Source organism: Chroogloeocystis siderophila 5.2 s.c.1 (assembly GCF_001904655.1).
GTDB classification, from domain to species: Bacteria; Cyanobacteriota; Cyanobacteriia; order Cyanobacteriales; family Chroococcidiopsidaceae; genus Chroogloeocystis; species Chroogloeocystis siderophila.
In genome coordinates this window covers 149,751-175,273 of sequence record NZ_MRCC01000007.1, presented here as the reverse complement: position 1 = coordinate 175,273, position 25,523 = coordinate 149,751, and the positions used below count along the sequence as shown (strand labels likewise).

Annotated in this window: 29 protein-coding genes; 11 read left to right on the top strand and 18 right to left on the bottom strand. The window is 39.9% G+C overall.

Translation table 11 applies throughout. The features are described from left to right. Positions 1-82: 82 nt before the first annotated feature. Together NIES1031_RS10315 and NIES1031_RS25995 are read right to left on the bottom strand one after the other, a co-directional pair. Positions 83-379 (bottom strand): acylphosphatase, encoded by a 297-nt coding sequence (locus tag NIES1031_RS10315; protein ID WP_178378101.1) that lies wholly within the window; start codon positions 377-379, stop codon positions 83-85. Between the two features lie 110 nt (positions 380-489). Continuing rightward, positions 490-612, bottom strand: a complete 123-nt coding sequence (locus NIES1031_RS25995) for a hypothetical protein (RefSeq protein ID WP_269086001.1) — start codon at positions 610-612, stop codon at positions 490-492. 222 nt (positions 613-834) lie between these two features. On the opposite strand from NIES1031_RS25995, the gene NIES1031_RS10310 reads away from it, so the two are divergent. Then, entirely contained in the window at positions 835-1,212 is a 378-nt protein-coding gene (locus NIES1031_RS10310) for a DUF1823 family protein (protein WP_073549313.1), read from the top strand. Between the two features lie 4 nt (positions 1,213-1,216). On the opposite strand, the gene NIES1031_RS10305 is transcribed toward NIES1031_RS10310, so the two are convergent. The 11 genes from NIES1031_RS10305 to NIES1031_RS10255 all read right to left on the bottom strand — a co-directional run bounded on the left by NIES1031_RS10305 (position 1,217) and on the right by NIES1031_RS10255 (position 9,986). Beyond that, positions 1,217-2,638 (bottom strand): cellulase family glycosylhydrolase, encoded by a 1,422-nt coding sequence (locus tag NIES1031_RS10305; RefSeq protein WP_073549312.1) that lies wholly within the window; start codon positions 2,636-2,638, stop codon positions 1,217-1,219. Between the two features lie 654 nt (positions 2,639-3,292). Then, positions 3,293-3,955 (bottom strand): SOS response-associated peptidase, encoded by a 663-nt coding sequence (locus tag NIES1031_RS10300; protein WP_073549311.1) that lies wholly within the window; start codon positions 3,953-3,955, stop codon positions 3,293-3,295. 316 nt (positions 3,956-4,271) lie between these two features. Beyond that, complete coding sequence (locus NIES1031_RS10295) at positions 4,272-4,817, bottom strand: hypothetical protein (protein ID WP_073549310.1); 546 nt, start codon at positions 4,815-4,817, stop codon at positions 4,272-4,274. A gap of 119 nt (positions 4,818-4,936) precedes the next feature. Further along, positions 4,937-5,767, bottom strand: coding sequence for a serine/threonine protein kinase (locus tag NIES1031_RS10290; protein ID WP_073549309.1), 831 nt, complete (start codon positions 5,765-5,767; stop codon positions 4,937-4,939). Between the two features lie 34 nt (positions 5,768-5,801). Then, the gene (locus tag NIES1031_RS24860) at positions 5,802-6,254 is read right to left on the bottom strand and encodes a tetratricopeptide repeat protein (protein WP_218596737.1); all 453 of its coding nucleotides are present in this window, start codon (positions 6,252-6,254) and stop codon (positions 5,802-5,804) included. A 36-nt stretch (positions 6,255-6,290) separates the two neighbouring features. Further along, positions 6,291-6,788: a globin family protein gene (locus NIES1031_RS10280; RefSeq protein WP_073549308.1), complete on the bottom strand. Its 498-nt coding sequence runs from the start codon at positions 6,786-6,788 to the stop codon at positions 6,291-6,293. A 15-nt stretch (positions 6,789-6,803) separates the two neighbouring features. Then, positions 6,804-7,112, bottom strand: a complete 309-nt coding sequence (locus NIES1031_RS10275) for a hypothetical protein (protein ID WP_143167745.1) — start codon at positions 7,110-7,112, stop codon at positions 6,804-6,806. A 110-nt stretch (positions 7,113-7,222) separates the two neighbouring features. After that, positions 7,223-7,945, bottom strand: coding sequence for a V4R domain-containing protein (locus NIES1031_RS10270; RefSeq protein WP_073549306.1), 723 nt, complete (start codon positions 7,943-7,945; stop codon positions 7,223-7,225). A 264-nt stretch (positions 7,946-8,209) separates the two neighbouring features. Then, positions 8,210-8,422, bottom strand: coding sequence for a DUF167 domain-containing protein (locus NIES1031_RS10265; protein WP_073549305.1), 213 nt, complete (start codon positions 8,420-8,422; stop codon positions 8,210-8,212). A gap of 112 nt (positions 8,423-8,534) precedes the next feature. Next, positions 8,535-9,077, bottom strand: a complete 543-nt coding sequence (locus tag NIES1031_RS10260) for a DUF2231 domain-containing protein (RefSeq protein WP_073549304.1) — start codon at positions 9,075-9,077, stop codon at positions 8,535-8,537. 165 nt (positions 9,078-9,242) lie between these two features. Next, positions 9,243-9,986 (bottom strand): LmeA family phospholipid-binding protein, encoded by a 744-nt coding sequence (locus tag NIES1031_RS10255; protein ID WP_073549303.1) that lies wholly within the window; start codon positions 9,984-9,986, stop codon positions 9,243-9,245. 270 nt (positions 9,987-10,256) lie between these two features. Here NIES1031_RS10255 and NIES1031_RS10250 point away from each other — a divergent pair, with 270 nt between their 5' ends. From NIES1031_RS10250 to NIES1031_RS10240, 3 genes are all read left to right on the top strand, one after another. After that, positions 10,257-10,829 (top strand): hemerythrin HHE cation-binding protein, encoded by a 573-nt coding sequence (locus NIES1031_RS10250; protein ID WP_073549302.1) that lies wholly within the window; start codon positions 10,257-10,259, stop codon positions 10,827-10,829. A gap of 304 nt (positions 10,830-11,133) precedes the next feature. Further along, a complete protein-coding gene (locus NIES1031_RS10245) occupies positions 11,134-12,171 on the top strand; it encodes a hemerythrin domain-containing protein (protein ID WP_073549301.1) in 1,038 nt (345 codons plus the stop codon). Positions 12,172-12,253: 82 nt separating this feature from the next. Beyond that, positions 12,254-12,661 (top strand): hemerythrin domain-containing protein, encoded by a 408-nt coding sequence (locus tag NIES1031_RS10240; RefSeq protein WP_073549300.1) that lies wholly within the window; start codon positions 12,254-12,256, stop codon positions 12,659-12,661. A gap of 62 nt (positions 12,662-12,723) precedes the next feature. Here NIES1031_RS10240 and NIES1031_RS10235 read toward each other — a convergent pair whose 3' ends face one another. Further along, complete coding sequence (locus NIES1031_RS10235) at positions 12,724-13,584, bottom strand: SDR family oxidoreductase (protein WP_073549299.1); 861 nt, start codon at positions 13,582-13,584, stop codon at positions 12,724-12,726. Between the two features lie 515 nt (positions 13,585-14,099). Between NIES1031_RS10235 and NIES1031_RS10230 the strand changes: the two genes are divergently transcribed. Continuing rightward, positions 14,100-15,719, top strand: coding sequence for a peptide ligase PGM1-related protein (locus NIES1031_RS10230; RefSeq protein WP_073549298.1), 1,620 nt, complete (start codon positions 14,100-14,102; stop codon positions 15,717-15,719). Between the two features lie 151 nt (positions 15,720-15,870). After that, a complete protein-coding gene (locus NIES1031_RS10225) occupies positions 15,871-16,647 on the top strand; it encodes a histidine kinase (protein WP_073549297.1) in 777 nt (258 codons plus the stop codon). Positions 16,648-16,820: 173 nt separating this feature from the next. Here the strand turns inward: NIES1031_RS10225 and NIES1031_RS10220 are convergent, their stop codons facing one another. The 3 genes from NIES1031_RS10220 to NIES1031_RS10210 all read right to left on the bottom strand — a co-directional run bounded on the left by NIES1031_RS10220 (position 16,821) and on the right by NIES1031_RS10210 (position 18,580). Next, positions 16,821-17,006: a YqaE/Pmp3 family membrane protein gene (locus NIES1031_RS10220; protein WP_073549296.1), complete on the bottom strand. Its 186-nt coding sequence runs from the start codon at positions 17,004-17,006 to the stop codon at positions 16,821-16,823. A gap of 296 nt (positions 17,007-17,302) precedes the next feature. Continuing rightward, on the bottom strand, positions 17,303-17,692 hold the full coding sequence (locus NIES1031_RS10215; protein ID WP_073549295.1) for a phage holin family protein: 390 nt from the start codon (positions 17,690-17,692) through the stop codon (positions 17,303-17,305). A gap of 117 nt (positions 17,693-17,809) precedes the next feature. Beyond that, positions 17,810-18,580, bottom strand: coding sequence for a WecB/TagA/CpsF family glycosyltransferase (locus NIES1031_RS10210; protein WP_236738791.1), 771 nt, complete (start codon positions 18,578-18,580; stop codon positions 17,810-17,812). A gap of 221 nt (positions 18,581-18,801) precedes the next feature. Here NIES1031_RS10210 and NIES1031_RS10205 point away from each other — a divergent pair, with 221 nt between their 5' ends. The 5 genes from NIES1031_RS10205 (at position 18,802) to NIES1031_RS10185 (ending at position 24,049) form a co-directional block, all read left to right on the top strand. Then, positions 18,802-20,466: a serine/threonine-protein kinase gene (locus NIES1031_RS10205; protein ID WP_073549294.1), complete on the top strand. Its 1,665-nt coding sequence runs from the start codon at positions 18,802-18,804 to the stop codon at positions 20,464-20,466. 757 nt (positions 20,467-21,223) lie between these two features. Then, positions 21,224-21,706 (top strand): pentapeptide repeat-containing protein, encoded by a 483-nt coding sequence (locus tag NIES1031_RS10200; protein ID WP_073549293.1) that lies wholly within the window; start codon positions 21,224-21,226, stop codon positions 21,704-21,706. A 120-nt stretch (positions 21,707-21,826) separates the two neighbouring features. Next, positions 21,827-22,291, top strand: coding sequence for a DUF732 domain-containing protein (locus NIES1031_RS10195; protein ID WP_073549292.1), 465 nt, complete (start codon positions 21,827-21,829; stop codon positions 22,289-22,291). A gap of 107 nt (positions 22,292-22,398) precedes the next feature. Next, a complete protein-coding gene (locus tag NIES1031_RS10190) occupies positions 22,399-23,598 on the top strand; it encodes a M20 family metallopeptidase (RefSeq protein ID WP_073549291.1) in 1,200 nt (399 codons plus the stop codon). Between the two features lie 196 nt (positions 23,599-23,794). Continuing rightward, positions 23,795-24,049, top strand: coding sequence for a hypothetical protein (locus NIES1031_RS10185; protein WP_073549290.1), 255 nt, complete (start codon positions 23,795-23,797; stop codon positions 24,047-24,049). Between the two features lie 7 nt (positions 24,050-24,056). On the opposite strand, the gene mgtE is transcribed toward NIES1031_RS10185, so the two are convergent. Next, a complete protein-coding gene (gene mgtE / locus NIES1031_RS10180) occupies positions 24,057-25,457 on the bottom strand; it encodes a magnesium transporter (protein WP_073549289.1) in 1,401 nt (466 codons plus the stop codon). Between the last annotated feature and the right edge of the window lie 66 nt (positions 25,458-25,523).

Below are 25,523 nucleotides of genomic sequence, written 5' to 3'. Positions count from 1 at the left end.
TTCTACACAGAAGGACGCATTATTAAGTTTTTTTATAAAGTTTAAATAAAAAATTACTATCAATAAAATTAGTAAATAATGCTTAGCGACGGATGCTAAAGTCAGAAAATCCCTCTGATTCTTTGTACTTAACAGCGACATCTTCGACGACAGCAGCCCGACTCCCTTGGCGACACCATCGCACCATCTCTTCTACTACATCTTTACTTCCTTCAAAAACAGCTTCGACGCGACCATCTGCAAGATTGCGTACCCAGCCATTTAGCCCTAACGCTTGAGCGACATCGTAAGTTGCCATGCGATAACCAACTCCTTGCACTCTACCAGAAACTAAAACATGAACTTGGATTTGCGCCAGGGGTAGTGATGAATCTAACATCAGCTTGAATTGTTACCAGTGATATAACGACATAATAAATTCGCCTTAGTCTATCTTAAACAAATTGAGACAAAAGCGATGTGTTTCTTAGTGCCACAACTTAATTCAATTCAATCGTCATCATCGTCATCATCGTCATCATCGTCGCGGTATCGGTTACGGCGGCGATCGTCATCTTCAGATCTTCCTCGTGGGAATCCTGGAATATTTCTTAGAAAATCGTCTATTCCCATAATTCTTCTCCTAGAAGCGGAGTTGAAGCGCTTGCTTTTGTCATCAGTTTGTCATAATTTTTTTATCTACGATCTCTTCCAACAGAGATAGATCTTGATGAGAAGCGTTAATCAAACTTCACATGATAAATTGCACAAAATTTTGGCGTAGCTTGCTGTGAAGCCTTTAAATAATTCATATCCTTAGTTTCAAAAAAAGTTTCCCTCAAATAATGAAAACTTATGAACATCCCTCAATTGTTACCACTAAATACAGACACAATTTGGGCAATTATCAACAATACAATTGACGATGCGACCGTTAATCGATTGGTATGGCACTATTTAGGTTATCGTTACGATGAGGCGACGGATACATGGGATAACACAAAAGTTGTAGACGAGTGGCGCAATGAGTATCCACAACCACCAAACTTCATCGAGAGTCGTCCCGCGACAGTCAAGCTAACTCGTTCAATTCCTCCAGAAAATAAACAGCTTTTAAAAGAAATCGGTTTTTCTGGTTATAAAATTGGCGAGTTTGAACCTCGACAAACTCGCCGCGCAACAGTTGCAAACTGGTTATTAAGTTATATGCAACAAACCAACGAAAACATCTAAAGATTCATTTTGTCGGTATGACTTCTAAAGCATTAATCATGGGTAGCTGAACGCGGGGCATAAATTTGATATCTAACTGACCGTCTTTTACTGTAACCTTAACGGTTTTGACAAGCGCATTATTTCTACCATTCGCTTCTGAGTATACATCAATATTTGCCAGTTTTGCCTCTTCTACTGCCACATCAAATACGCGTTGACCTTTTGCTGAAATACCATTATAAGTTTCTGCAAAATGTAGTTTAACAAGGTAGTTACCGTTAGGAATTGCGAATGTATAACCTGTCAGACCATACCGTTCAGTTTGGTAAATTCTAGCATTGGATGTATTAGCAATAGGAACGTCACCACGCTCTACGGTTAAACCATTTAAAAAACCTTGATCTGGAACCCATTTACTACCATCAGATGCAATAAACTCTGTATTGCTTCCTGCTACAATTCGGAGTGGGAAGCTGAATGTTGATGGTTTAGCTTGTGGTGAATTGCTGTTACGCTTTTCGGATAACCAATCGCGTGTAAAGCTTCCATGATATCGAGGACTATTGCGCGGATTCCAGTTACGATCAAATAACTGTGGATACCAAGGGTTATTACTTGCTACCCAACTCGTCCAACTTAAACCATAATCATCAATAAATTTCTTTAATTCATTTCCATAACTATTTTGATTTCCATAAACTTCCGTACCTGACATATCTTCATCCCACCCCCATTCAGTCACGACGACTGGGTAACGCTGCGCTAAGTAGCCGATTTCGTACTCATACTTTTGTCGCTGTGAACTTCCTTGACGCCCATAAAAGCTAGGGTAAATGTGTGCAACATAAGCTAAATTTGGCGAATTAGGAAACATAGGATCGTAAAATGGCGCATCAGCAGCCTCACGCATATGCTGGCAGTATTGAGGACCGCAGATTAAAATAATATTTGGTGCGCCAGCAGAGCGAATTGTATTAATCCACGGTTGCGCCAGATTTTTCCAAGTACTCCAATTCATCCCACGACTAGCATTGCTAGAGTTTTCATTGAATATCTCATAGAGAACATTGCTATAGGAACTAAACTTAGGTGCCATGTACTTCCAGAAGGCAAGTGTTTGACTTTGTTTGCTACGCGGATCTTGTACGTAATGCCAATCGATAATGACATACAATCCTTTTGAGGTTGCATAGTCTACCAAAGGCTTTAAGTACTGATCGAAGTGGCGATCTGCCTTCGTTTGAGAAAAAGCTTCGTTTTCTAACCAAGTATGAGGATGAATCGGAACGCGAACAATTTTGGTATGCCAATTTTTACTCGGATCGGTGAGTAAATCGATAATAAATTTATAGCCAAAATTCTTACTAATATGTTCTGCATCTGTAAGACTAACTCCACGCAATACAACAGTCTTGCCTTGAGAATCTTGGAATTTATTACCCACTACTCTAATACTTGGTGGTGGAGCAGCAATAGCTTTACGAGTTATCTCAGTTAGGCTTACTCTCCCTATTACTAGTATTCCTAATAAAATGTTTAGGAAAGAGCGATTTCTTGTAACAAAAGCCAAATGTCTTTTACCTTTCATGCTAAATTTTCAGTAGAGTTCAACAACTCACTTCTGTAAGTGAGCCATGCATTCATACTTCAAGTGCTAAATCTCATGAAATTGAGCTTTTTTAGACAATAAAGCCCTACACAAAAATGAGAAATTCAGATTAATAATGAACTCATCTTTGTCGACCGCGACTTTAGTAGATTTGGTTTGCTGCTTTACTCAAACTTTATAGCTTTGTGTTCTAAATCAAAATAAATATAAATTCTGGAGAGTTCCAGCGTGTTTTTACTGATTTTTTTGATTTATGTAATTATACGTAGTCGGATATTTTTATTCAGAAATATATCTTTAAAGCTTCATTCATTTGTGTGAAAGTATTCAGAAAATTTGACTCCTCGGAATGTAATCGCGAACGAATTTACCCCTAAACACATAAAGTCCACCGCAGTGGACTTTGTTTGAAGAATGGCTATATTTATGCAAAAAGTTTAAAGTTTACTAACCAACAGCCTTACTCTACAGTATTACATCAGCTATTGACTATAAGCTATTAATGCACTCTGGACTATTATTTGTCGATTTGTTGACTAAGGTACTCACTGGGTATGAGTTCATTGCTTGTGATGAGTATGGACGTAACAAATCCTGTAATTCTGTTGGCTGTGCAGCAGAATTTAACCAAAGAGTGTAGTCTTGAGGGTTTAAAATGACTGGCATCCGATTGTGGATCGAACGCATAAGTTCGTTAGCTTCTGTCGTCAGAATAGTGCAAGTATTGATATCTTCTCCATCTGAAGATTGCCAATGCTCCCACAAACCAGCGAAACCAAACGGCTGCTTATCCTGAAGCTGAAAGTAGTATGGTTGTTTTTTATGTTCTTGGCGTTGCCATTCATAAAATCCATCTGCTACTACCAAACAACGGCGCTGGCGAAACGCTGCACGAAAAGATGGTTTCTCGCTGACAGTTTCTGAACGTGCATTAATCAAGCGCGCACCAATACTCGAGTCTTGCGCCCATGAAGGAATTAAACCCCAACGCATTAGTTTTAACTGGCGTTGCTTTTCAGGAGAATATAATATTACAGGCACTGATTGAGTTGGCGCAATATTATATCGAGGTTCCATCTCTGGTACTGCATCCAATCCAAACGCAGCAGCGATCGCTTCGGCAGACTGAGTGAGGGTATATCTTCCACACATAATTTTACCTAGCTAATATACTTAATTATAAAATCTTGGCGATCGCTTTTTTATGCTAAATGTGCCATGCTTCGACTTAATTATGTGTTTCTTTACTATTTTCATTTTTAGCAATTCTAGCTTTAAAAAACAAGTCAAACATCATACAATATGTTTGTAAGTAGATATATTATTTTCAGATATCATTTACCCAAGCTGCGTATGAATTAACAGACAACACTAGCACACCTTCAGATAATTCACCAATTCTTTTTTCATTAATAATTTCGGTAAAGTCACGAATAATCAGAGAATTTTCTTCAATAAAAGCAGTTACTCATTCGTGAATTAACTGGAGTTGACTTAAATTTATTTCTTGAGTTTCATTGTTACAAGTCAATTTAGCTGAGCGGTCTATTTGAATTATTTTTAGCCAATCATTATCAGGACGAGTACTTTGCCAGTTATTAATTGTCAATATATTTCCTAAGTAATTTTTGCTGAATATGCTAATTTGACTTAAGGCGTTTAAGACTTCTTGCTTTGTAATTATTATTCGTTTGAAACCTAAAGCAGCAAATATCTTTCGCTTTATAGTAATCTCTTGTTGAGATACATCAGCTTTTTGCAGTACTGTTTGATGTTGCCTGACTAGCTCTTCTAATTGCTCAACTATTTGATTTATCAACCTTTCTTCTTGATACACTTCTAAAAGTAGATTTTGCAAGACATCTTCTAGATAAACACTCTCTATGAGTTGTTGTAGAATTTCTTTTGAGTTAAAAAACACCCCTGGTTGATTAAGTAGTGTTCTCAGCTCACTTTCGGAATATAGTATAAGTTTACGGATGTAATAAGCAGTATTAAACGATAGCTTTTTCATGTTAATTCTTATTGTAATTATTAAATTGAAATAAAATAACTTATACTAGTTTACAAGGAGGTTAAAGACACTATGAGATTTAAAATTTGTATTAATTTCTAAATTATCAATAATTCGTATTAAGAAATTATTTCTTTGATATTGAATATTTGCTGACTTTTTTCTGTATTAACTGAACTTTGTTCAACTATCAAGGCTAGTTGTATTGATTTCAACATCTCGGTAGCAGACGCGAAGCGACGCACAGGTAGCTTTTGCAATGCTGTTGACAGGATAGAGCGTAGAAGTAAAGGAATGGTATTAGGAATTTCTATAGGTTGAGCGAGATGTGCAGACATTAATTCCCCAGGTGAGCCAGAAAAAGGGCGGTAGCCTAACAACATTTCGTAAAGTACAACTCCAACTGCATACAAATCAGAAGTAGGTAAGAATTGTCCATAAAATTGTTCAGGAGCCATATATGCAGGCGATCCTAAATTAATTTCTGTGCAATCTTGGCTGAGCGCGATTCCAAAGTCAGCAAGACAAGCTGTCCAACCTGTTTCACTTTGATGTAGGAGTATATTCTCTGGCTTAATGTCACAGTGAACAATACCACGAGTATGAGCATATTCTAAACCAGCAAGCACATCTGCGATTATTTTCAAGCTTTGAATTGAACTAATAATGTTATTCGACTGCATGAAATGGCGTAAATTACCACCATCCCAATAATCGAGTACTAAATAGCGTCCTTTTTCATTGTGTTCAATAGCTTGAAAAGCAACAATATTAGGATGTTTTAGCTGTGTTAAAAAATTTATCTCCCGTAAAAAATTACGAGTAGAAAAACGTTTTTTTTCTAATTCTTTGAGTGCAACTAAACTATCATTCGGTATGTAAATTGCTTTGAAAACTCGTCCAAATTGACCTTGTCCTAGTAATTCTAAAATTTGATATTGAGAACTCATAAAAATAGTTCATGTATTTAAGCACATCAATACTTCAATTCACTGTTGTCGAAGACATTTTTCCTACTAGTAACATATTATTAGTATTAGTATTTGATGTTTTCAGTTCATAAATTTCTTGACTAAAAGATTTTGCTTTTTGGTAGTTTTCAATATCACCTTTAGCAAAAAATAGTTTTGCAGCTGCGCGACAATCTTTAAGGGCTTGCTTTTTGCGTCCTAACTCTATGCAGGCGAGTCCTCGGTTATAGTAAGCTTCAGTATAGTTGGTATTTAGGTGAATAGCTTGATCGTAGTCGGCGATCGCTGCGGCGTCTAAACCTAGGTAGATTGCTTTTAGGAAAGTCTCTGGTAAGGCAAGTAGGTGATCGCCGCGACGATTTTCAATTAAACCTGACTCAAAATCACCTTTAATATACGCATCCGAGGCAAAATAGTTGCCAGGTAGATACTTATCTTTAACTAAATCGGCAACATTAATCATCACTCTTACTCTAGCCGTGGTTACTTTATCCTGGACATATCAAATCATTGTGGGATAGATATTCTGTTTATCTACTTTGTTTGCTAGCAAAAGTGTGTTTCTAGCCTGATTTATAAACGGTGATATTAATGCTAATTGTTCGCTATTCGGCATTTTTTCTAACTGTTTTTGCAATACTTCAGAAATTGCTCGATCAATGGTTTGTCGTTGCTGAACTTGCACTAAATCTGTCAGCCATTCTAAAAGTCTGTGCCGTAGAAAAGTTGCATCTTTCAATAATATTGCCATAGCAGAATAACGAATAATTAACAACCAATCTTTAAGCACTCGTTCTAAAATTTGTTTTTCTTGAGGGAAATCAGTAGATATTTGATCGGCAACTTCTTGAAAAATGATTATTGCGCGATCGCGCAATATTTCATAAGCTTCTAAGCGTGATTTTAGTGATAGTGTACAATCTTTGAGCTTTGCAGTTTCCTGAGAATGTAGATATTGCGTCTCAGCTTGATAAACTAAGTTTTGAATTTCTAAATACATAATTACTATGCTGTTCTAAAATAATTCAGTTAATGTCAATGCATGTGCTACTTCAAATACAGATATCGACTTTGATGCTAACCATTTTGGTAATGCACCAATTTCTGTTTTTCCTTCCCACGGTACAAATCGCGCAAAATCACTGACTTTTTGGATAAACCACGTTGATTCATCTAACCATTTTTGTTTTATGCGTTGCCCTTCCCAACTGCAAAAGCTAAAGAAACTATCTACTGATAAATATTGCCAATGTATTCTTGCTTGTATTGGTGATTGTGCAGCCGTTGTACCTTCCCAATTGCCGGAAACTAGAAAATTATCCACTGATAGACACTGCCAAGAAGATGATACAAATTGGCTATGATATTGAGCTTCCCAGCAGTCAGATTCAAAAAATTCGGCCACTGATAGACACAATTGAGAATTTTGTGTTCTCATCCCAGAAGTTCTCCATGCTGCAATCGCTTCTCAATATCTCTTGGTGTTGCTCCTTCGTTTTGCCAAAAAGTTGCAGCATCAATTCGATCTTTTGTGCCTAAAAGAAATTTGCAATAAGTTTCTCCCATGGAATAGCATTGAATTTCAATGCAATTAAGAGATTTGTTGACAACATGGCTAAAGAAACCAGCCAAGAAACCAGCATAAATATGACAAACAGGTTTTCTTACATCACTACTTAATGTGCGTGCAACTGCAGAATCAAAAATATTCACAAACATAAATCCATTCTTATGCTCACTCATGTCTACTTCCCAATTACCCCAACCTTGGGTAGTAAAAGACCACCACCAAGCCTCTAACATAAACATAGAGTTAGCTTCAAGAATCTTTTTCTGATATTCTTTTTCAAACCAATTTTGGAAAAACTGCGCGTCTTGATTGCCCCATTCATAGCCAATGTTGTACATCACAACAGTAGATGCACTGCCAACTTCCTCTTCTAAGCCTTCAATTAAACCGATAATGAAATCTTCGCTAGCAAAAAGATTACGCCCATCATTCCAATCGGTTACAACTCCTATATCAGTTTGAAAATGAAAAAACTCCTCAAACTTGTAATGAGCGTGCCTTTCAATATACTTCTGCTTAAGAGGATGAGTTAATTTATTAACCTGCTTGTTATGACTAATAAGCGCACTGTCTGCTGTAACAATCATTGAGTAAATACTCCACTATAATGTTAAGTACTTTGCTTTTTTGCTCTGAAAACAATAAGTTAATTACGTCGAACTGCTAGTTTCTCAACAACTTTTACTTAATATTCATTTATGATTAACTCTTCAGGCATCGATAAAAATACGAATTTTTAATTAGACACTTATCAGTAATTTTACTTACTTTGATTTTCATTAAACGAATGTCAAATTAAAATGTTTCCTATTAACAAAAATATTTTATTTTAAGAAAATAATAACGAATAGTTAATTTGCGATAATTTCTACTATTTTTTGCCGTGATACAATACCAGAATTAATTTTGATGTTAGCTCTGGGTATTTTAAATTTCTCTGATAATATTTTAACTAATTCTATGTTGGCTTCTCCTTCAACTGGAGGGGATTTTACATAAATTATCAGACTACCATCTGCTTCTTCAATAAAACTTTGAAATTTAGAATTAGGTTTAATTTTCATCTTTATTTATTATGACTTTTATATACCTAAATTTTGTTTTACAGTCATAAGTATATAAAAAATCAGGGTAAGCAATAACTTACCCTATCTCAGAAGCTAATTATCTAATTGACTATGGTTGAAGACGGCTTCCTGGACCTACTACACCAATTTTATGACGGTAGGATAATTCAGCACCAAACCATCCAGAAACACTTGTGAGAGTACCAACGATGGTAGAAATAACTAATCCCCAAGGCAGTACTGCGGTTTCGTAGTTTCCCAAACGAGTGTATAAATTGATTGCCGTCAAAACGAGTAAAGACACGTTGATAACCATATGCGCCCAACCTGCGCTACGTTTGCGGACACGTTCAATTTGTAAGAAATCACTCATGCCAATAATCGCAGCAACTAGCCCAGTAGCTAAGCCTGCAACAATCAGCCAAAATGAACCTCTAGCCCAAAACGGGTCGCGCGTGAACCAGTAAACAGCATCAGTGACTAAAGCGCCTGCTAAAGATGCTATCGGAAAAATAACGCTAAGTGGATGTAGGGGATGTCCTGCGATCGCAACAGTACTAGGTACACCAGGGTCGCGATATTCGCGATCGTCGCTTTCTATAACTGGTGGAATATTGGGATACGGTGTTCCTCTTGTTTGCTGTGTTTCCATGTGTTCTCCTGCTCAAGGAATATATAGTAGAGATCACAGGGGTAAAAGGCACTGCCTTACCCGTAAGGTTCAGATGAGAGAAATGATTCTGAGGCTCTACAATGTCCTAATTATATTGACTATTGCTATAAGTGTTATTTATTCTCACTGACAATTTCAACCTGTTCAACCTGAAGGAATTTGCTCAACGTGTGCTTCAGCTTGCAAAATTATTTTCCCCGCTTCTATTTGTAAATTGTTAATTTTTAACGTCATTCCTTCCAAGTCAAAGTTGCTTAAATTTAAGATTTCGCTTGTTTCTTCGATTAAGGCTTGCGTCAGTTCGGGCGAAAGTTCCTCGTTGTTTCCATATTCAACATTTTCTAACGTCACGGTTTGTCCGCTAGCACTAACACGCGGTACAGCCGAGAAAGCAACTTGATGTATTTGTCCCGTTTCTCGCAACATTACACTTGCGTTTAGCGCTACTTTCCCTTCTCCTGGTAAGCGAAAATTGACTTGTTGAGCATCAACAGTTACAGGTTGACTCTGGACGTGGATTTGTTGCTGTTGCAATTGCTGACGTACATAATCTGAGTTAAACGCACGATTGATATCTGCTTCGGTTAAAACAGCGCGAACACTTGCTTCGGTTGGTTTTGTGAGTTCAATTTTACCCAACGCAACACTCAGCGGATTGATCGCAACGCTGCTCATGTACATATCAAGTTCTTCTACGCGCAGATCGCCCTGCATGACCAAGCCATTGCCATCAATTGTTACCGAGTCAACTTCTCCTTGAATCAGCTTGAATGCGTCAGTTTTAATATCTACATCCAAGTTTTCCACATCATCAAGCTGGCTAGCTAGTCCAAGTTCTGCTACTTTGTTAAGTGCTTCCTCACCTAATCCAGGCTGTTGGTCGAACATTACCTAATATTTCCCTTTGAATAAGAGCTTATTTCCTTCGTAAATCTAGCGATTTGCGCTTAGCCTTGTATCTGTCAACTGGCGGAGGAAAAATTCATACTCTTTGTATTCGTCGATGCAGCCATGCTTATACAGTTAATCTATGATTCAAAGTCTTGCTTGTGCTGAATCAGTCATAAGGAGGATGAATCGCCAAATTGGGTTATGCGAAGCTCTAATTTATTGCAAGTTATTCTCGTTTAAACTAGAGCAATCGGAGAAATATAGAGTATGGCAACTACGCTTAATGAAACACAGCTTCAGGCGATCGCAAGCCGACTCGCAACATTAAAAGCCATCCAAAATTTATTAATTAGCAACGAGCAGACCTTAAGCTCTGCTATTAGCGATACAGATATTCGCGATCGCCTACAAGATATGCTCAAGGACGATCAGAAGAATCTTCAAGTCATTGAAAATAGTATTGCCAAACTCGGTGTTTCTGCTGACGCCCCCGAAAAAGTTCGCAAACTCGTTGAAACTGTGCAAAACCTGATGACGGGTAACGAACTATCGCCCTACGAAAAAGTGTTTGAGCATGAAAAATTAAAACACCAGCAAGCGATGACTGGTCTTTTAATTCATAAAGCCGCGCAAGTTGTTGGCGAAGACTTAATGGAAGCGATCGGACCGCTTAATCAAGTCAATTTTGAGAATAGAGCGCATCAAGAGCAACTTAAAGGTGTTTTAGAAATATTAAGTACTCGCGAACTCGTAGGACGCGATCCTGACCAAGGCGTTTGGGGAAGAGTTCAAGATGCAGTATCGGCGTTGAGTGGTGTCTTTGGTAGCGTAGCTAGCTAGAACAATATGACGTTCCCTAACTGCTCAACTGTTCATTTTCAGCATTGACCTAAAGATAGGTCTTAAATATTGCTCAATTTAACTTAATAACTCTCAAACTTTAGCCTTTATCTTTGATAACTGCGTGTTTTCCAAACGTGAAAGTCAACGATAAGGGCTTGCTTCTTTTGGATTATTCTTAACAAATATTATGGCTACAAGATATAGCAGTTAATCAGTCATAAGAAAGAGGAACAAGCTAGAGAAGCATAGATATATTCAAAGTTAAGAACACTGGTACGAATAAAAGAGAGGAAATCGTAGAATGCCGGTAACGCTAGATGATACAAAGCGCGCTGCGCTTGGTAGCAAAATGGCAGATTTTAAAGCTGTTCAAGAGCTATTAATTTTTAGTGAACAACAATTATTATCTGAAGTAGATGACGAGGAGGGCAAAAAAGACCTCCAGAGTATGATTGAGTCTGACCAAAAAAATCTTGGTATCATTGAAACTGCATATGTTCAATATGGCGTTAAGGGAGAACCAAAGCAAACTGAGCAACAGTTTGTCGAAACTGTTAAGAAACTAATGCAAGGTTCTGAACTTAGTACCTATGAAAAGGTTGCTCAGCTTGAACTTCTTAAGCACAAGCAGTTCATGACAGGAGATTTAATTCACAAAGCAGGGCAAGTTATTGGCGCAGACGTACAAGCTGCGATCGCACCAATTAACACCGTTAACTTTGAAAATCGCGGTCATCAAGAGCAACTAAAGCCACTGCTTGAGCGACTCGGTGTTCGTGAAATCACCGGACAAACCCCAGATCAAGGACTATTCGCGCGCATTCAAGACGCAGCAGCAGCGGCTACTGGTGTTATTGGTAGCGTCATCACTCAAGGATCTGATAAAAAAGACATGAACATTCAGGATATTATCCGGATGGATCATGCTAAAGTCAACACCTTATATACGGAAATGGGTGCTACTAACGATCCTCAAAAGATTCAAGAATACTTCGGTCAAATGTATAAGGATCTGTTAGTCCACGCTCAAGCTGAAGAAGAAGTTGTTTATCCAGCAGTTCGTCCTTACTATGGTGACAATGACACCCAAGAGTTGTACGACGAACAAGCCCAAATGAAGCAAATGTTGGATCAAATCAAAGCTTTAGATCCTTCATCTTCTCAATTCAAAGACCAAGTTAAGCAATTGATGGATGTTGTAGGCGATCATATCCGTCAAGAAGAAAGCACAATGTTCACCGCAATCCGCAATAACTTCAGTGATGAACAAAGTGAGCAACTGGCTACAAAATTCAAAGAAGCTAAGAGCAAGTTGCAAGACCAAATGGCTGCTAGTTAATTTAGTCATTAATTGACAGTTTAGTTAGGGTAAACCCCCACCACTATTTGTGGTGGGTTTCTTTATCAAGGTCTAATTTTTTATGGATATTATTGATTTAATTAAACAAGAACATCAAAAAATAACGAATTTATTAGCAGAAATGTGTAATGCAGATGTTCAAAAAAGATATACTCTCTTCAATGAACTTAGCCAAGCTATTGAATTACTCACAGAAGTAAAGCAACACTTCTATCCTTTGCTACGGCAACGATGCACAGATATTATTGAGCAAATTGCCATAGCTGAAGATCAATACGATCACCTTAAGTTCTTGATTGCGGAACTTGAGTTATTGAGTCCCGCGACAAAAGAGTTTGAGCAAAAAGTTTATGACTTGCAAAAATTAGTAAGACTTTATATCCAAGAAGAAGATAAGGTTTTAGGAGAAGCTAGTAAGCGCTTAACAAACGCACAACGACAGCAGTTATCGTATGATGGTAAAAGATAGTTTTATAAAAACAAAAAAAGCCCGCTACTGCGGACTAATATTAGATAAATCTCACTAGTTTCTTAACCATTAACGATCGTGCCACCATTGGGGTGTAAAACTTGCCCTGCAATATAAGACGAATCATTAGCCGCAAGAAATACATAACACGAAGCAACTTCTTCCGGTTGACCTGCACGACCCATAGGAACTTGTTTGCCAAATTCTGCAACTTTTTCTTCTGGAAAGGTTGCAGGAATCAGCGGAGTCCAAATTGGACCTGGTGCGACAGCATTAACCCGAATTCCTTTTTTCACCAAGCTTTGGGAAAGCGATCGCGTAAACGCAACGATCGCGCCTTTCGTCGAAGAGTAATCAATTAACTGCTGATTACCTTGATATGCAGTTACAGAGGTTGTATTAATGATTGTGCTACCTTCTTGAAGATGCTTCAGGGCTGCTTTGGTTAGGTAGAACATCGAAAAAATATTCGTGCGGAATGTGCGTTCCAATTGTTCTGCGCTAATATCTTCAATGCTTTCTTGAGGATGTTGTTCGGCCGCATTGTTCACTAAAATATCAAGCTTACCAAACTCTTGGACAACTTGCTCGATCGCCTGCTTGCAAAAACTTTCGTCGCCAATATCTCCGGCGATCGTTGTCGCTTTACGTCCTTTTTCTTCTACGAGGCGCTTTGTTTCTTTCGCATCATCGTGTTCATTAAGGTACATGATCGCAACGTCAGCACCTTCTTTTGCAAAGGCGATCGCCACCGCACGACCAATACCACTATCACCACCAGTAATCACGGCAACTTTACCCAGTAATTTACCGCTACCTTGATGTTGAGGGTCATCCGCCTTGGGCTTTGGCGTCATTTCCGATTCAAGTCCTGGTTGTTGGTCTTGCTCTTGTGGCGGTTGCAACGATTGTTCTTCTGGCATAGCTAATTATCTCCTGTAATGAATTACATAAAACAGGCTTAGTCTTGTTTTTCTCAGCAGTAATACACTTTTTAGATGATGCTGCGTTGATTCCTGTCATATGAATTCTTAAACAACTTTCTGAGCAACGCGACTATCATCTCTAGCACTAACTTATCTATCACCTCCTTTGACTTTATCGATCTAGAGATGGAAAGCAAAATTTCTGCGTGTCAGCCTTAGGAGGTAGAGTCAACTAACATCTACTTTTTTAATTTGAGGTAGATGACATATTTCCTTTACGAAAAACTCAACACTAAAGCTTTTCTAATACATCAGAAAATGTAATTTATGACCGCGATCGCACATTCATTTCTACGCATAAAATTTGACTAATTTGCCAAAAAATTGGCTTGATAAGTAAATACAATCATTTCGATGCGAGTGTGCCTAATCTTACTGTTTCTTAAGAAGTATTTCGTACACAATAATAATCAGAGTAAAATCGCTGTAGTTAAGGTCTGTAGGCTGGGGCGATGCAAACGTTAGATCCTTCATTAATAGAAACGCAACATATCGAAGTATTCAAACAGCTACAATCTCAGTTACGCGATCGCTGGGCAACAATCGAATTGTTTGACCAAAGTGATGCTGATATCTTGGTCATTCCTTCATTGAGTGTAGACCAACGCGAACTCCTCAAAATACCAGGCTGTCATCACTATGAAGAACGTTTACTGTTCTCTTTGATTCGCCTGCAAAACCCGCGTACCCGCCTGATTTATGTCACTTCGCAGCCGATACATCCAAGTGTCATAGACTACTATTTGCAGCTTTTACCAGGAATTCCCTTTTCCCACGCCCGCGATCGCCTGCTACTCCTTTCGACTTACGATTCCTCACTCAAACCCCTGACGCAAAAAATTCTCGAACGTCCGCGCCTCATTCAACGAATACGTCAAGCGCTCGACCTCAAAAACGCCTATATGATCTGCTATAACTCATCTTTTCTAGAAAGCGAGTTGTCTGTGCGCATCGGAGTTCCCTTGTATGCCTGCGATCCCCAACTATCAATTTGGGGGACAAAAAGCGGAAGTCGGCAAATCTTTACCGAAAGTGGTGTACCGCATCCTGATGGAAGTGGTAGCGTATGGAATGCGCAAGAATTAGCCGCAGAAGCTGCCAATTTATGGGAACGTAAACCCGAAATTAAACGCCTAGTCGTTAAACTCAACGAAGGAATTTCTGGCGAAGCAAACGCTTTACTTGACTTAAAACCAATTCATCATTTAGCACCTGGAAGTGCAACACGCGAACAACGCATCGAAGCAATTACTCAGCGCTTTGGTACGATGAGTTTTCAAGCCACCTCCGAAAATTGGGCAAACTTTTCGACTCGCATTCCTGAATTAGGCGCAATTGTTGAAGAATTTATTGAAGGAGATATTAAGCGATCGCCCAGCGTTCAAGGTCGTATTACCCCAAGTGGAGAGGTAGAAATTCTTTCAACACACGATCAAATTCTTGGTGGTCCTGACGGTCAAATTTATCTTGGTTGTCGCTTTCCCGCCGATGAAGCCTATCGGATGCGGCTACAAGAATTAGGGACAAAAGTTGGTAGAAAACTAGCTGAAAAAGGTGCTTTAGAACGCTTTGGTGTTGATTTTATTGCTGTACAACAACCTGATCGTAACGGCATACAACACTGGGATTTACAAGCAATTGAAATTAATTTACGCAAGGGTGGAACAACACATCCATTCATGACGCTGAAACTATTAACTAATGGACGTTATCACCCAGCAACGGGAATGTTTTATAGCCCGCATGGTCGTCCAAAATACTACATTGCCACCGACAATTTACAAAAAGAGCGCTATCGCGGTTTACTTCCTAGCGACTTAATGGATATCATTGCTTATCATCGGCTACATTTTGACACTGGAACCGAAACAGGTACAGTTTTTCATCTAATGGGTTGCCTTTCAGAGTTTGGCAAACTTGGATTAACAAGTATCGGTGATTCTCCGCAACAAGCTGAGGAAATTTATAACAAAGTCGTGAAAATTTTAGATGAAGAAACGCGCCACAATCCTCATAACCTTACTTGGGAGTTAGACGCTTGCGGTCCTATTATTTGGAACGGTGCAACTTGAGTAACGATTTGCATTGGTTTATATCTAAAGGAAGTACCTACCCAAGAAAACTGTAAGTCATTATAAAGACAGTGCCAAGGTCAAGTTAAAACTGATTATTCATCAGATGTAAACCTGGTCTAGACAAACATGATTCTACCAGGAGTTAGTAATGACAAATATCAAAGAACAAATTACAAACGACCTCAAACAAGCGAAAGAAACGGGTCAATTAAAAGCATCTCGCATTCGTGAAATCGTCCAAAATGCGGTTTCACAAGTAACCGACGAATTCAAATCAGGCTCAAACGAAATTCGTTCGCTCGTTAAAGATGCTGTTTCAGCCGTCGCCGAAAATGTTCAGCAACAAGGAGACGATCTCAAAGAAAATATTACCGCTTCAATTGAAGGCGCGATCGATGGCGTGACTAGCCTAAGACGTAAAGCCAACGCCAAAACTCATGCTGAAGTGAAGGAACTACAAGCAAAGCTTGATTCTGAAGAAGAAGAATTGCAACAAGAAATTGAAAGACTATTAGGAGATATTGAAGATACTGGAAAAGATACTTCGCCCAACCTCAAAGCGGCAATCGAATCGGCAATCAACACGCTAAAAAATAGCGAGGAAGCTGCAATTCTACAAAAGAGATATGCACAACTCCAAGCCCAAGCAGCCATTCTACGCGCTAACATAGCGGCGCGTTACGGTGGAAGATACGAAGATGTCAAAGAGTATCTTGACGAGGCTAAAGCTTGGTATAACAAAACACGCACCCAGGCTGAACCCGTTGCTGAACAAGTAGAACAAAAGCGATCGCAGTTAGAAGAAAAAATGGGAGATGCAGGAGTCGCGATCGCTAAAAAAGAAAGACAAATCAAACGGATTCTCAGCGATTTACTGCAAACAGCAACTGACTATTTGCGAGATAAAAAGCCACCGACAACATAATCGATGTGATTGGTTTATGGCAATACAGTTTCTGAGTGAGTCTCTTTTAACACCTAGAGGCTCAGTATTTTGTTGTATATTTTTAGGTTAAACAAATAAAATAACCGTACTCGAATGAGCAGTACGGTTTCCTTAATTCATAACGTCAGATATTTCATGCTAGCTACCTGACATTAATATACTGGCTTGTTCGTGCGTTCTTCGTGCTTAACAATTATCCAAACTGCATGAATACTCCCAGGAAGCCAGCCTAAGATGGTAAGCACAATGTTAATTAAAAAAGCTGTGCTAATTCCTTCTGTGAGAAAGACTCCCAATGGAGGTAGAAGAATACCCGTAGCTATACGTAGTAGTTTCATATTATTACTCTTAAACCTTGTCCTGAACTACCTTTAAATCTATACTCTTGCATTTATAGTTTTAGTGCCTCCACCTAAGGAATTATTACTTCTACAATTGTTTCTCAACGGATCAGAAATATTTTTTTTTGATATAAAAGCAGTTTACTTAATTTTTCTGTAACTCAGACGATTTAAATATAAATCCGGCTTGATTTCATTACTTATTTATTGACTTAAACTATCTAAGCCAACAACGTATTGAGCCGGATTTGATTTGTTTGTTTCAGTCAACCTGAAATGGTTTAAATGAGGAACTACGATTTAACTTCTGTATTGGTCGTAGTTGTTGTCATACCTAAATTTCTTTCAGCAAAGTACTTACTCAAAAAGGTGTTGACAAACGATAGAATCACTGGACCTAGAAGCGCGCCTACAATGCTATATACAGCAAATCCTGGAACAAACAACGCCGCTAACCAAAAACACAAGCCATTGACAACTATTGAAGATAGCCCCAAAGTAGCGTAGTTAAGTGGTAAAGCTAGTTTAGTAAGTGCTGGTTTAACCGATGAATTAGTTACTCCAATTACAAAAGCAGCTATCAAAGCAGCCGGAAAAGTTGCAATATCAACACCTGGAACAACAATGTCAACAATCAGTAGGCTAAGAGCAGTAGCTAGTAGTGTAAAAAAAGCTGCGGTCATAAAGTATATTCTCCTGAATTTATGACTTGAAATTTCAGAGAGAGTTTAATAAATATGATCTTCTATGGTTATCGGCGATCACACCTCTCCAAGAAGATAGATCTCTGAAAAAAAGCTTTATTTGCTCTTACGCAGCTGCTCTTTGAAGATGCGATAGAAGAATAATGGATTACCGATAACGTAGCGTTCCCACAAGCGATGTGGCTCAGTTACTAAACGTGTTAGCCATTCCAACCCACGGTTAGTCATCCACTCTGGACCGCGATACACAGTACCTGTATAAAAATCAAGACAAGCACCCAAAGGTAAAAAAACGCGAGCATTTATGCGCTCTATATTATTCAATATCCATTGTTCCTGTAATGGCATACCAAAGCCAACAAAAAGAATCCCTGGACTAAATTCATTGATTGTTTGAATAACACGTTCATTTTCAGCACCAGTTTTTTCAAAATAGCCGTGATGTCCTTGTACCTGTAAATTAGGTGCGGCCGCAGTCAGCTGAGTAATTGCTTTCTCAACGACACCAGGCTTACCAGCAAGTAAAAACAAAGAGACATTATTTTGCTCGCAAGCCAATCCTAAATTTTCTATATAATCAGGGCACGTCATCCGATGCGTAGAGGACACCTCATAACCAAGCATTCTTGCTCCTAGTAGAACCCCAAAACCATCGCAGAATACTAAATCTGAATTATTAATGAAATCTCTATACCAAGGTAGCTCATATGCAAGATTCATTGCTTTAATATTTACATTGCTAGCTACAATTTTTTGATCGCATTTTGCAGCTTTGACAACATAATCTATGAGTTGACAAACATTAAGTTTATGAAATTTGATATCAAGGATGTTGACTTCATCAAACTGGTTCATTCTGGATAGCATTACTCGTTGCTCGTATTTACCAAACACTTTTTAAATTGACGTAAGCAGAATACTGTACATGGTAATTGCAGCGCAAGCTTCCCATCAAGAATTCAAGCGAGTTTCTTACAACCTCCCGTGGCGTCAAATGTAAGTCGGTAAACACGTCTTGATTTGGCAGTGCTGTGATGTAACAACTCATCGTTGTGTAAAATCGAGAAAGCCTGCATATTTTGGTAGTCGTGTCGCAGTTGGTTCAGCGTGCAATTCACTGCATTAACCCAAATTGCCCGCATCCTTATCCTAAGACTTGGGGAAGCAAGTTTTGCGATCGCTGTGGTACATCGCTACAGTTAAAAGGTCGCTATGTGCCTTTACAACAGTTAGGCGCGGGTGGATTTGCCACGATATACACCGTTTGGGACTTGCAGTTGCAGACTCAACAAGTACTCAAGGTCTTAATCGATCCTTCACCTAAAGCATTAAAATTATTTGAACAAGAAGCCGCCGTACTTCAGCATCTACACCATCCAGGTGTTCCTAGAGTAGAACCTCATGGCTATTTTCAGGTCAATGTTAAGGGTTCTCAACCGCTTTCCTTGCCATGTTTGGTAATGGAAAAAATCGACGGTCAGACTTTGCAAGAGTTGTTAGAAAAGTATCCGCAAGGCTGTCCAGACGAGTGGGTCATAGCTTGGCTAAAGCAAGCTATAGAGATTTTACACGAGTTACACGCCCGCCAGATCGTTCATCGCGACATTAAACCATCAAATCTCATGTTGCGAGAAGCAACAGGACAACTCGTTTTAATTGACTTTGGGGGAGCCAAGCAGATTGCAGCAACATCACGCTTAGCAGACCACTCAACACGATTATTCACTTCAGGTTATAGCCCACCTGAACAGATAGCGGGAGGCGTTGTTGAACCATCCGCCGATTTTTATGCACTGGGGCGGACGATGATTGAAATGCTTACGGGTAAGTACATCTCGGACTTACAAGATCCGATGACAGGACAATTACAGTGGCGTCGCTTTGCGCAAGTTAGCTCTGCGATCGCTGATTTGCTCGACGATATGGTGCAAGATGATGTCCGCCGTAGACCAGCAAACGCGAGAATTATTCAAGAACGTCTAGCGAAAGCGCAAAAGCCTTTTCGATGGCTATTTTTATTCAAACTCCTGCTCAATAGCTGGAACAGTTCGCGGATTGTCTTTCGTTCCTTAACAGTTGGGCTATCGAAATCAACGGTTGTTCTACTGAGAGCGATCGCGCAGGTACTACGCGCTACTTGGGATACCTTTTGGGAAATGCTATTAGGTGCAAGCGGAGCTTGTGTCGCAACGCTCATCGGCTTTGTTTTAACATACTGGTCACCGCTGGGAAATGCGATCGCTAGTTTTTTGTCGCAACAGCTTTTTTTGACCGTAGAAGCAGATATTCTCCTATTTGCAATTGTTGGTATGGGAACCGCGTGGGGACTTACCGGCGCTGGTGGATTTGGTCAACGACGGCGATATTTGATCGCTGCACTTATGGGGTTATTTGGCTATGGTTTAAGTTGGTTAGTTTGGCGGTTAACTCTTGGGAATACTGGAGATGCTGGAATTGCAGCATCAATTGCGATCGCTGTTGCTTTTCTCACCTTAGGTTTAGGTTTACCCAGCCATTATTTAGTTCACGCAACAGTTACGGCGAGTGGTTGTGCGGCGGTGTTTTTGCTTCTCAATAGCTTGAATATTTATCCACCTGGTTTTTGGCACTTTCCCATTACAGTTTCACCTAATTGGTTAGATTTAGCTGCGGCGATCGCTTTTTTTGCTACTTTAGGTCTAATCCTCGGCTTTTGGTTAGGTATTAGCTATTACATTGTTGTTCCTATACTACGCTTTTTCGGTTGGCGCTAAAATGTTGTTTTACCTAAGGCTGGTGCATAAGGGCAGCCCTGCTGCAAAGGAGAAACATTGATTCTCATTTATTGAAACAGTTGTATAGGTCTAGGTATAAGTTTAAGGTGTGTTGACGAGATATTTAAACAGATCATCAATGATCGCATGAATTGCTAAAATATCTGATTCGTGCTAGTGTTCGCCTACAATATAAACTCGATTGCGTTGAATAACGTTGAGTTGTTGCCACAATGCTCTTTGTTTAAGATTCTCTGATTTTATCTGATCAAATTCCATAGGTACAAGAAAAAGAACATCGCCATCGATATTAGGTAGAGTTTCTTCCGAAATGTTTTCTATCGCGGACGTTGCAATCCAAGGTCTTTGAGAACTGTTCTCAAATAATGCTTTTTTCCGTATGCCGTAATTAGCAGTCGCTTCAAGTTGGCGAAGCCGCCCAACGCGTGCTCACCGCGACGCGTCTATGTGATTCTCTCTGTGACTTTTTTCGCCAGGCTATACGTAATGAATAAAACATCGGGTAATTAAGTCATAAAAAGTTCAATCAATTAAACCTGAACTTTACCTTATTTTTCTTACATTCAAGATTAATTACCCTGTACTGGTGATCGCCAATGCTGTAAAATTTCCACTCTATTTAAAGATTTAGTGTAGTGGAACAGATTATTTTAGTTGGCGTCAAACAGTTTGAGCTATAAATTTAACACAGCACCCTTCCAAATTACACTTAATTAGTAAGTAAGTTAGTTACGCAATGAAACTCACTCTTTTTTCCGTCGCTATTTTGTTAACTCCCATGTGGTTTGCGGCTTCAGCACAAGCGTATAGTCCTCAGGATTTGGAGCAACTCAAGCAAACTAGGGCGTGTCCTCGATGTGACCTCAGCGATGCACCGCTAAATCAATTAAATTTAAGTGGTGCTAACCTGCGAGGTGCTAATCTAACTCGTGCAAATCTATCGCAAAGCAATCTCACAGGTGCTGACTTAAGTGGTGCGAACTTAGATGTTGCAGATCTGCGTGGTGCTAACTTAACAAATGCTACTTTAACTGGAGTTAATCTCCGAACAGCAAATTTAGAGAATGCTGACTTGACTTTTGCCGGTTTCATTGCTGCTAATTTAGAGGGAGCAAGCCTCCGAGGTGCAAGACTGTTAGTGACTAACTTCCGAGGTGCAAAGTTTCGACTCACAACAATGCCTAATGGCGTCGTTACACCTGATCGCCGCTATTGGTAATCGCTGAACCTCAGTATATATACTGAGGTTTCTGTATACAAAAATGTAAAAAACATAAATTTAGTGTTATTGCGTTTCTGAGTTTGGGATTAATGAGCGAAGCACAGACTTGGTGACGCAATGAAAATTTTACAACTAGCTACAATTTCAACGGCTGCTATTTCTTTTTTAGCAGGGTTGGCTCCCGCAATAGCTCAAAACGCTGACTATGTTTGTTACATGACGACCAAATCCGGTCAAGTATTAGATTTATCAGCATCAGTGTGTCAGGTCAACGCATCTACCCGATTAGCAAAAGCAACTAGTGGCGTAGGAGGCGATCGCGCTTTTCTCGCAGACTACAAGCGCACAGTCACGAGCTATCCCCAAATTCGAGATAAATTGTTAGCAAGCATCGAGCAATCGCCCGAATCGAGTATTATGCAAGCAAAAAGCATATGCAACGAGCTAGAAGTCGGGCTGACATTAGAAGATGTCATCTACCATCGCACCGAAGGCGTTACAAATACGGTCGATACTGTTAATTCATCGGTAATTGCCACTTTGGCGACAAAACACTACTGTCCTCAGTTTAGTAAGCAATAATCGGTAATTAGCAAACATTACTGTATACATGAGCATACTTACATATAAATTATTGCTCGAACGATTCTTTATCATGGGGGAATAGGTAATTACGAATTCCTGCATCGATGCTCAGCCGTATAAAAGAGTTAGCAACTGAACTAGCACCCCGCCTGATTGAAATTCGCCGCCATATTCACATTCATCCAGAATTGAGTGGTCAAGAGTATCAAACAGCTGCTTTCGTCGCAGGAGTTTTATCATCCTGTGGAATTCACGTACAAGAAGGCGTAGGAAAAACTGGCGTTGTGGGAGAGGTGCAGGGAGGTGGTCGCGACGATCACTTACTCGCAATTCGGACTGATATGGACGCTTTACCGATACAAGAGCGTACTGGTTTAGAATACGCTTCGCGGACACCAGGAATTATGCACGCCTGCGGTCATGATATCCACACTACAGTAGGACTAGGTACAGCGATGGTTTTATCGCGCATTGCAGAAGAATTACCAGGTAATATCCGATTTTTGTTTCAACCAGCCGAAGAAATTGCGCAGGGCGCTAGTTGGATGGTGGCTGATGGCGTTATGGAAAGCGTTTCGGCAATTTTTTCACTTCATGTTTTTCCTTCGATTCCTGCGGGTTCGATCGGGATACGCTACGGAGCCTTGACCGCTGCTGCGGATGATTTAGAAATTATGATAATTGGAGAATCAGGACACGGTGCGCGACCACATGAAGCGATCGATGCGATTTGGATTGCGGCGCAAGTTATTACAACTCTACAACAAGCAATTAGCCGCACGCAAAACCCACTACACCCGATCGTATTAACGATTGGTCAAATTCACGGTGGTAGAGCGCCGAATGTGATTGCGGATCAAGTTAAATTGCTAGGAACCGTGCGATCGCTTCATCCCGAAACCCGCGCCAAACTTCCGAATTGGATTTCGCAAATGGTTGCGAATGTTTGCCAAAGCTACGGTGCAAGGTGCGAAGTGAAATATAATCTAGGAGTGCCAGGCGTGAATAATGACTTGTCACTCGCACAACTATTGCAAACTGCGGCGGAAGAAGCTTGGGGAAGCGATCGCGTGCAAATTTTACCCGAACCATCGTTAGGTGCTGAAGATTTTTCCGTTTACCTTCAAAAAGCTCCTGGTGTGATGTTTCGTTTAGGTGTGGGCTATCCTGATCGCAGTGTAAATCACCCCTTGCACCATCCGCAATTTGAAGTAGACGAAACGGCGATTGTTACCGGAGTTGTTACCTTAGCATACAGCGCTTGGAAGTATTGGCAGCAAAACAATGGATCTTCTAAAGATTAACCAAACAAAGGCAGATGGCAAGATGTGATTTGAGACACACAATTCTAAAAATACAGTGCTGCTTTTGTCTCTCATACCTTCTGCCTTTACAAGGCTAATTTCTGACTCCTAAACGCTGTCTTCCACAAGAAGGATGTTGCTTGTACGTTCTATTGGTAATCTATCAATACATTGAGTAGATAACGACGAGTAAGCTATGCCATCAAATACACCATTGCAAGGCACTGATTTAGTAGATTGTGCCAGAGCAAATGCTAAGCAAGGAATTGAAACTGCTGCTTATCAATGTGGCTATGGTGAAGATGTGAATGCGTTTGCAAAAGAACTCAAAGCTGCTTGCGAGCAAATGAATCTACAGGTTAAGGAATTAAGTGAATTAATTGACGAGCAAGAAATGCCTTTACAGTTAGGAGGAGAAGTTGTCGCTCCAGATACACCATCCGAGCTATAAACAGCTTCTACAGTCGCAAAATTGCGCGGGCTAAGTTGAAGTAAATCAAGACGCCTAGCACATCAACAGCCGTTGTAATAAAGGGAGCAGACATTAAGGCTGGGTCTAAGCCTAGTAAGCGAAATAAAAACGGTAATGCTGAGCCAGAAACCGAAGCCAAAACCGAAATAGCAACTAAACTTAGCCCGACCGCGATCGCGACTAACCAACTTCCTTGCAAAAAGTAACTCCAAACCGTGGCGATGCTTCCTAGCATTGTTCCTAATAAAGCTCCGGCGATCGCTTCGCGCAATATAACTTGTAGTGGTCCTAGGGCTTTAATTTCATCAGTATTCATTCCTCGAATCACAACAGTAGAAGATTGTGCGCCAACATTTCCACCTGTACCAGTGAGCAGGGGAATAAAAGCTGCGAGCGTGACTACTTTTTGTAGAATTTCTTCTTCAGACCTGATAATGGTTCCAGTAACAGTGTTGGTTAAAAGTAGCACAAATAACCACACAACGCGCTTGCGTGCAACTGTTAGGAGATCGGTTTGAAAATAGTTATCGCCCCCCGATTGAACGCCACCACCCAATGCATAAATATCTTCAGTGGTTTCTTGTTCTAAGATATCAATGACATCATCAACCGTGACAATTCCTACGAGACGCTGTTCGCGATCAACAACAGGCACTGCTAAAAAGTCATAGCGTTGAATTAATCTCGCCACTTCTTCTTGATCAGTATCGGTATAAACAAATACAACCTCACGCGTCATGATTTCGCCGATTGTTTGCTGCGGCTGTGCGGTGACGAGTTCTCGTAGCGACAAAATCCCAGTTAATCGCCTTGCCGGGTCGGTAACATAAAGATAGTAAATTGTTTCAGTCGCATTTGCTAAACGGCGAATTTGCTCTAATGCTTGCGCGGTGGAAAAGTTTTCTTTTAACGAAATGAGTTCGGGTGTCATGATCCGCCCAGCTGTACCCGCTTCGTAACCTAATAGTTGAGCGGTTGCTTGGCGTTCCGCAGGACTCAGTTGTTCTAAAAGGCGAGTTACAAATTTTGCTGGTAATTCATCAAACAACCTGGCGCGATCGTCGGGTGACATTTTATCGACAATATCGAGAACGTCTTGACTTTTAAATTCTAAGATCAGTGCTTCTTGAACGTTAGAGTCAAGATACTCGTAAACTTCGATCGCTTCACTTTTAGATAACAAACGAAAGGCGATCGCTTGCATCGCTTTTGGTAGGCCTTCGATTACTTCTGCGATATCTGCGGGCTTTACAGGTTCTAGAATAGCCTTGGCTCCCTGCAAATCTCCTTGTTCGAGGAGTGATTGCAGTTGATTCCGTACTAACTCTCGCAGTTCTCTGCACGAGACATCCTGAAATTGTGAGGATACGTTGTTAGTTGCAGTCAAAGCTTACCGTCCTGAACCCAAAAGTGCAAAGTTCGCTGCTTTTAGTCTATGTGATCTGGGCAAATT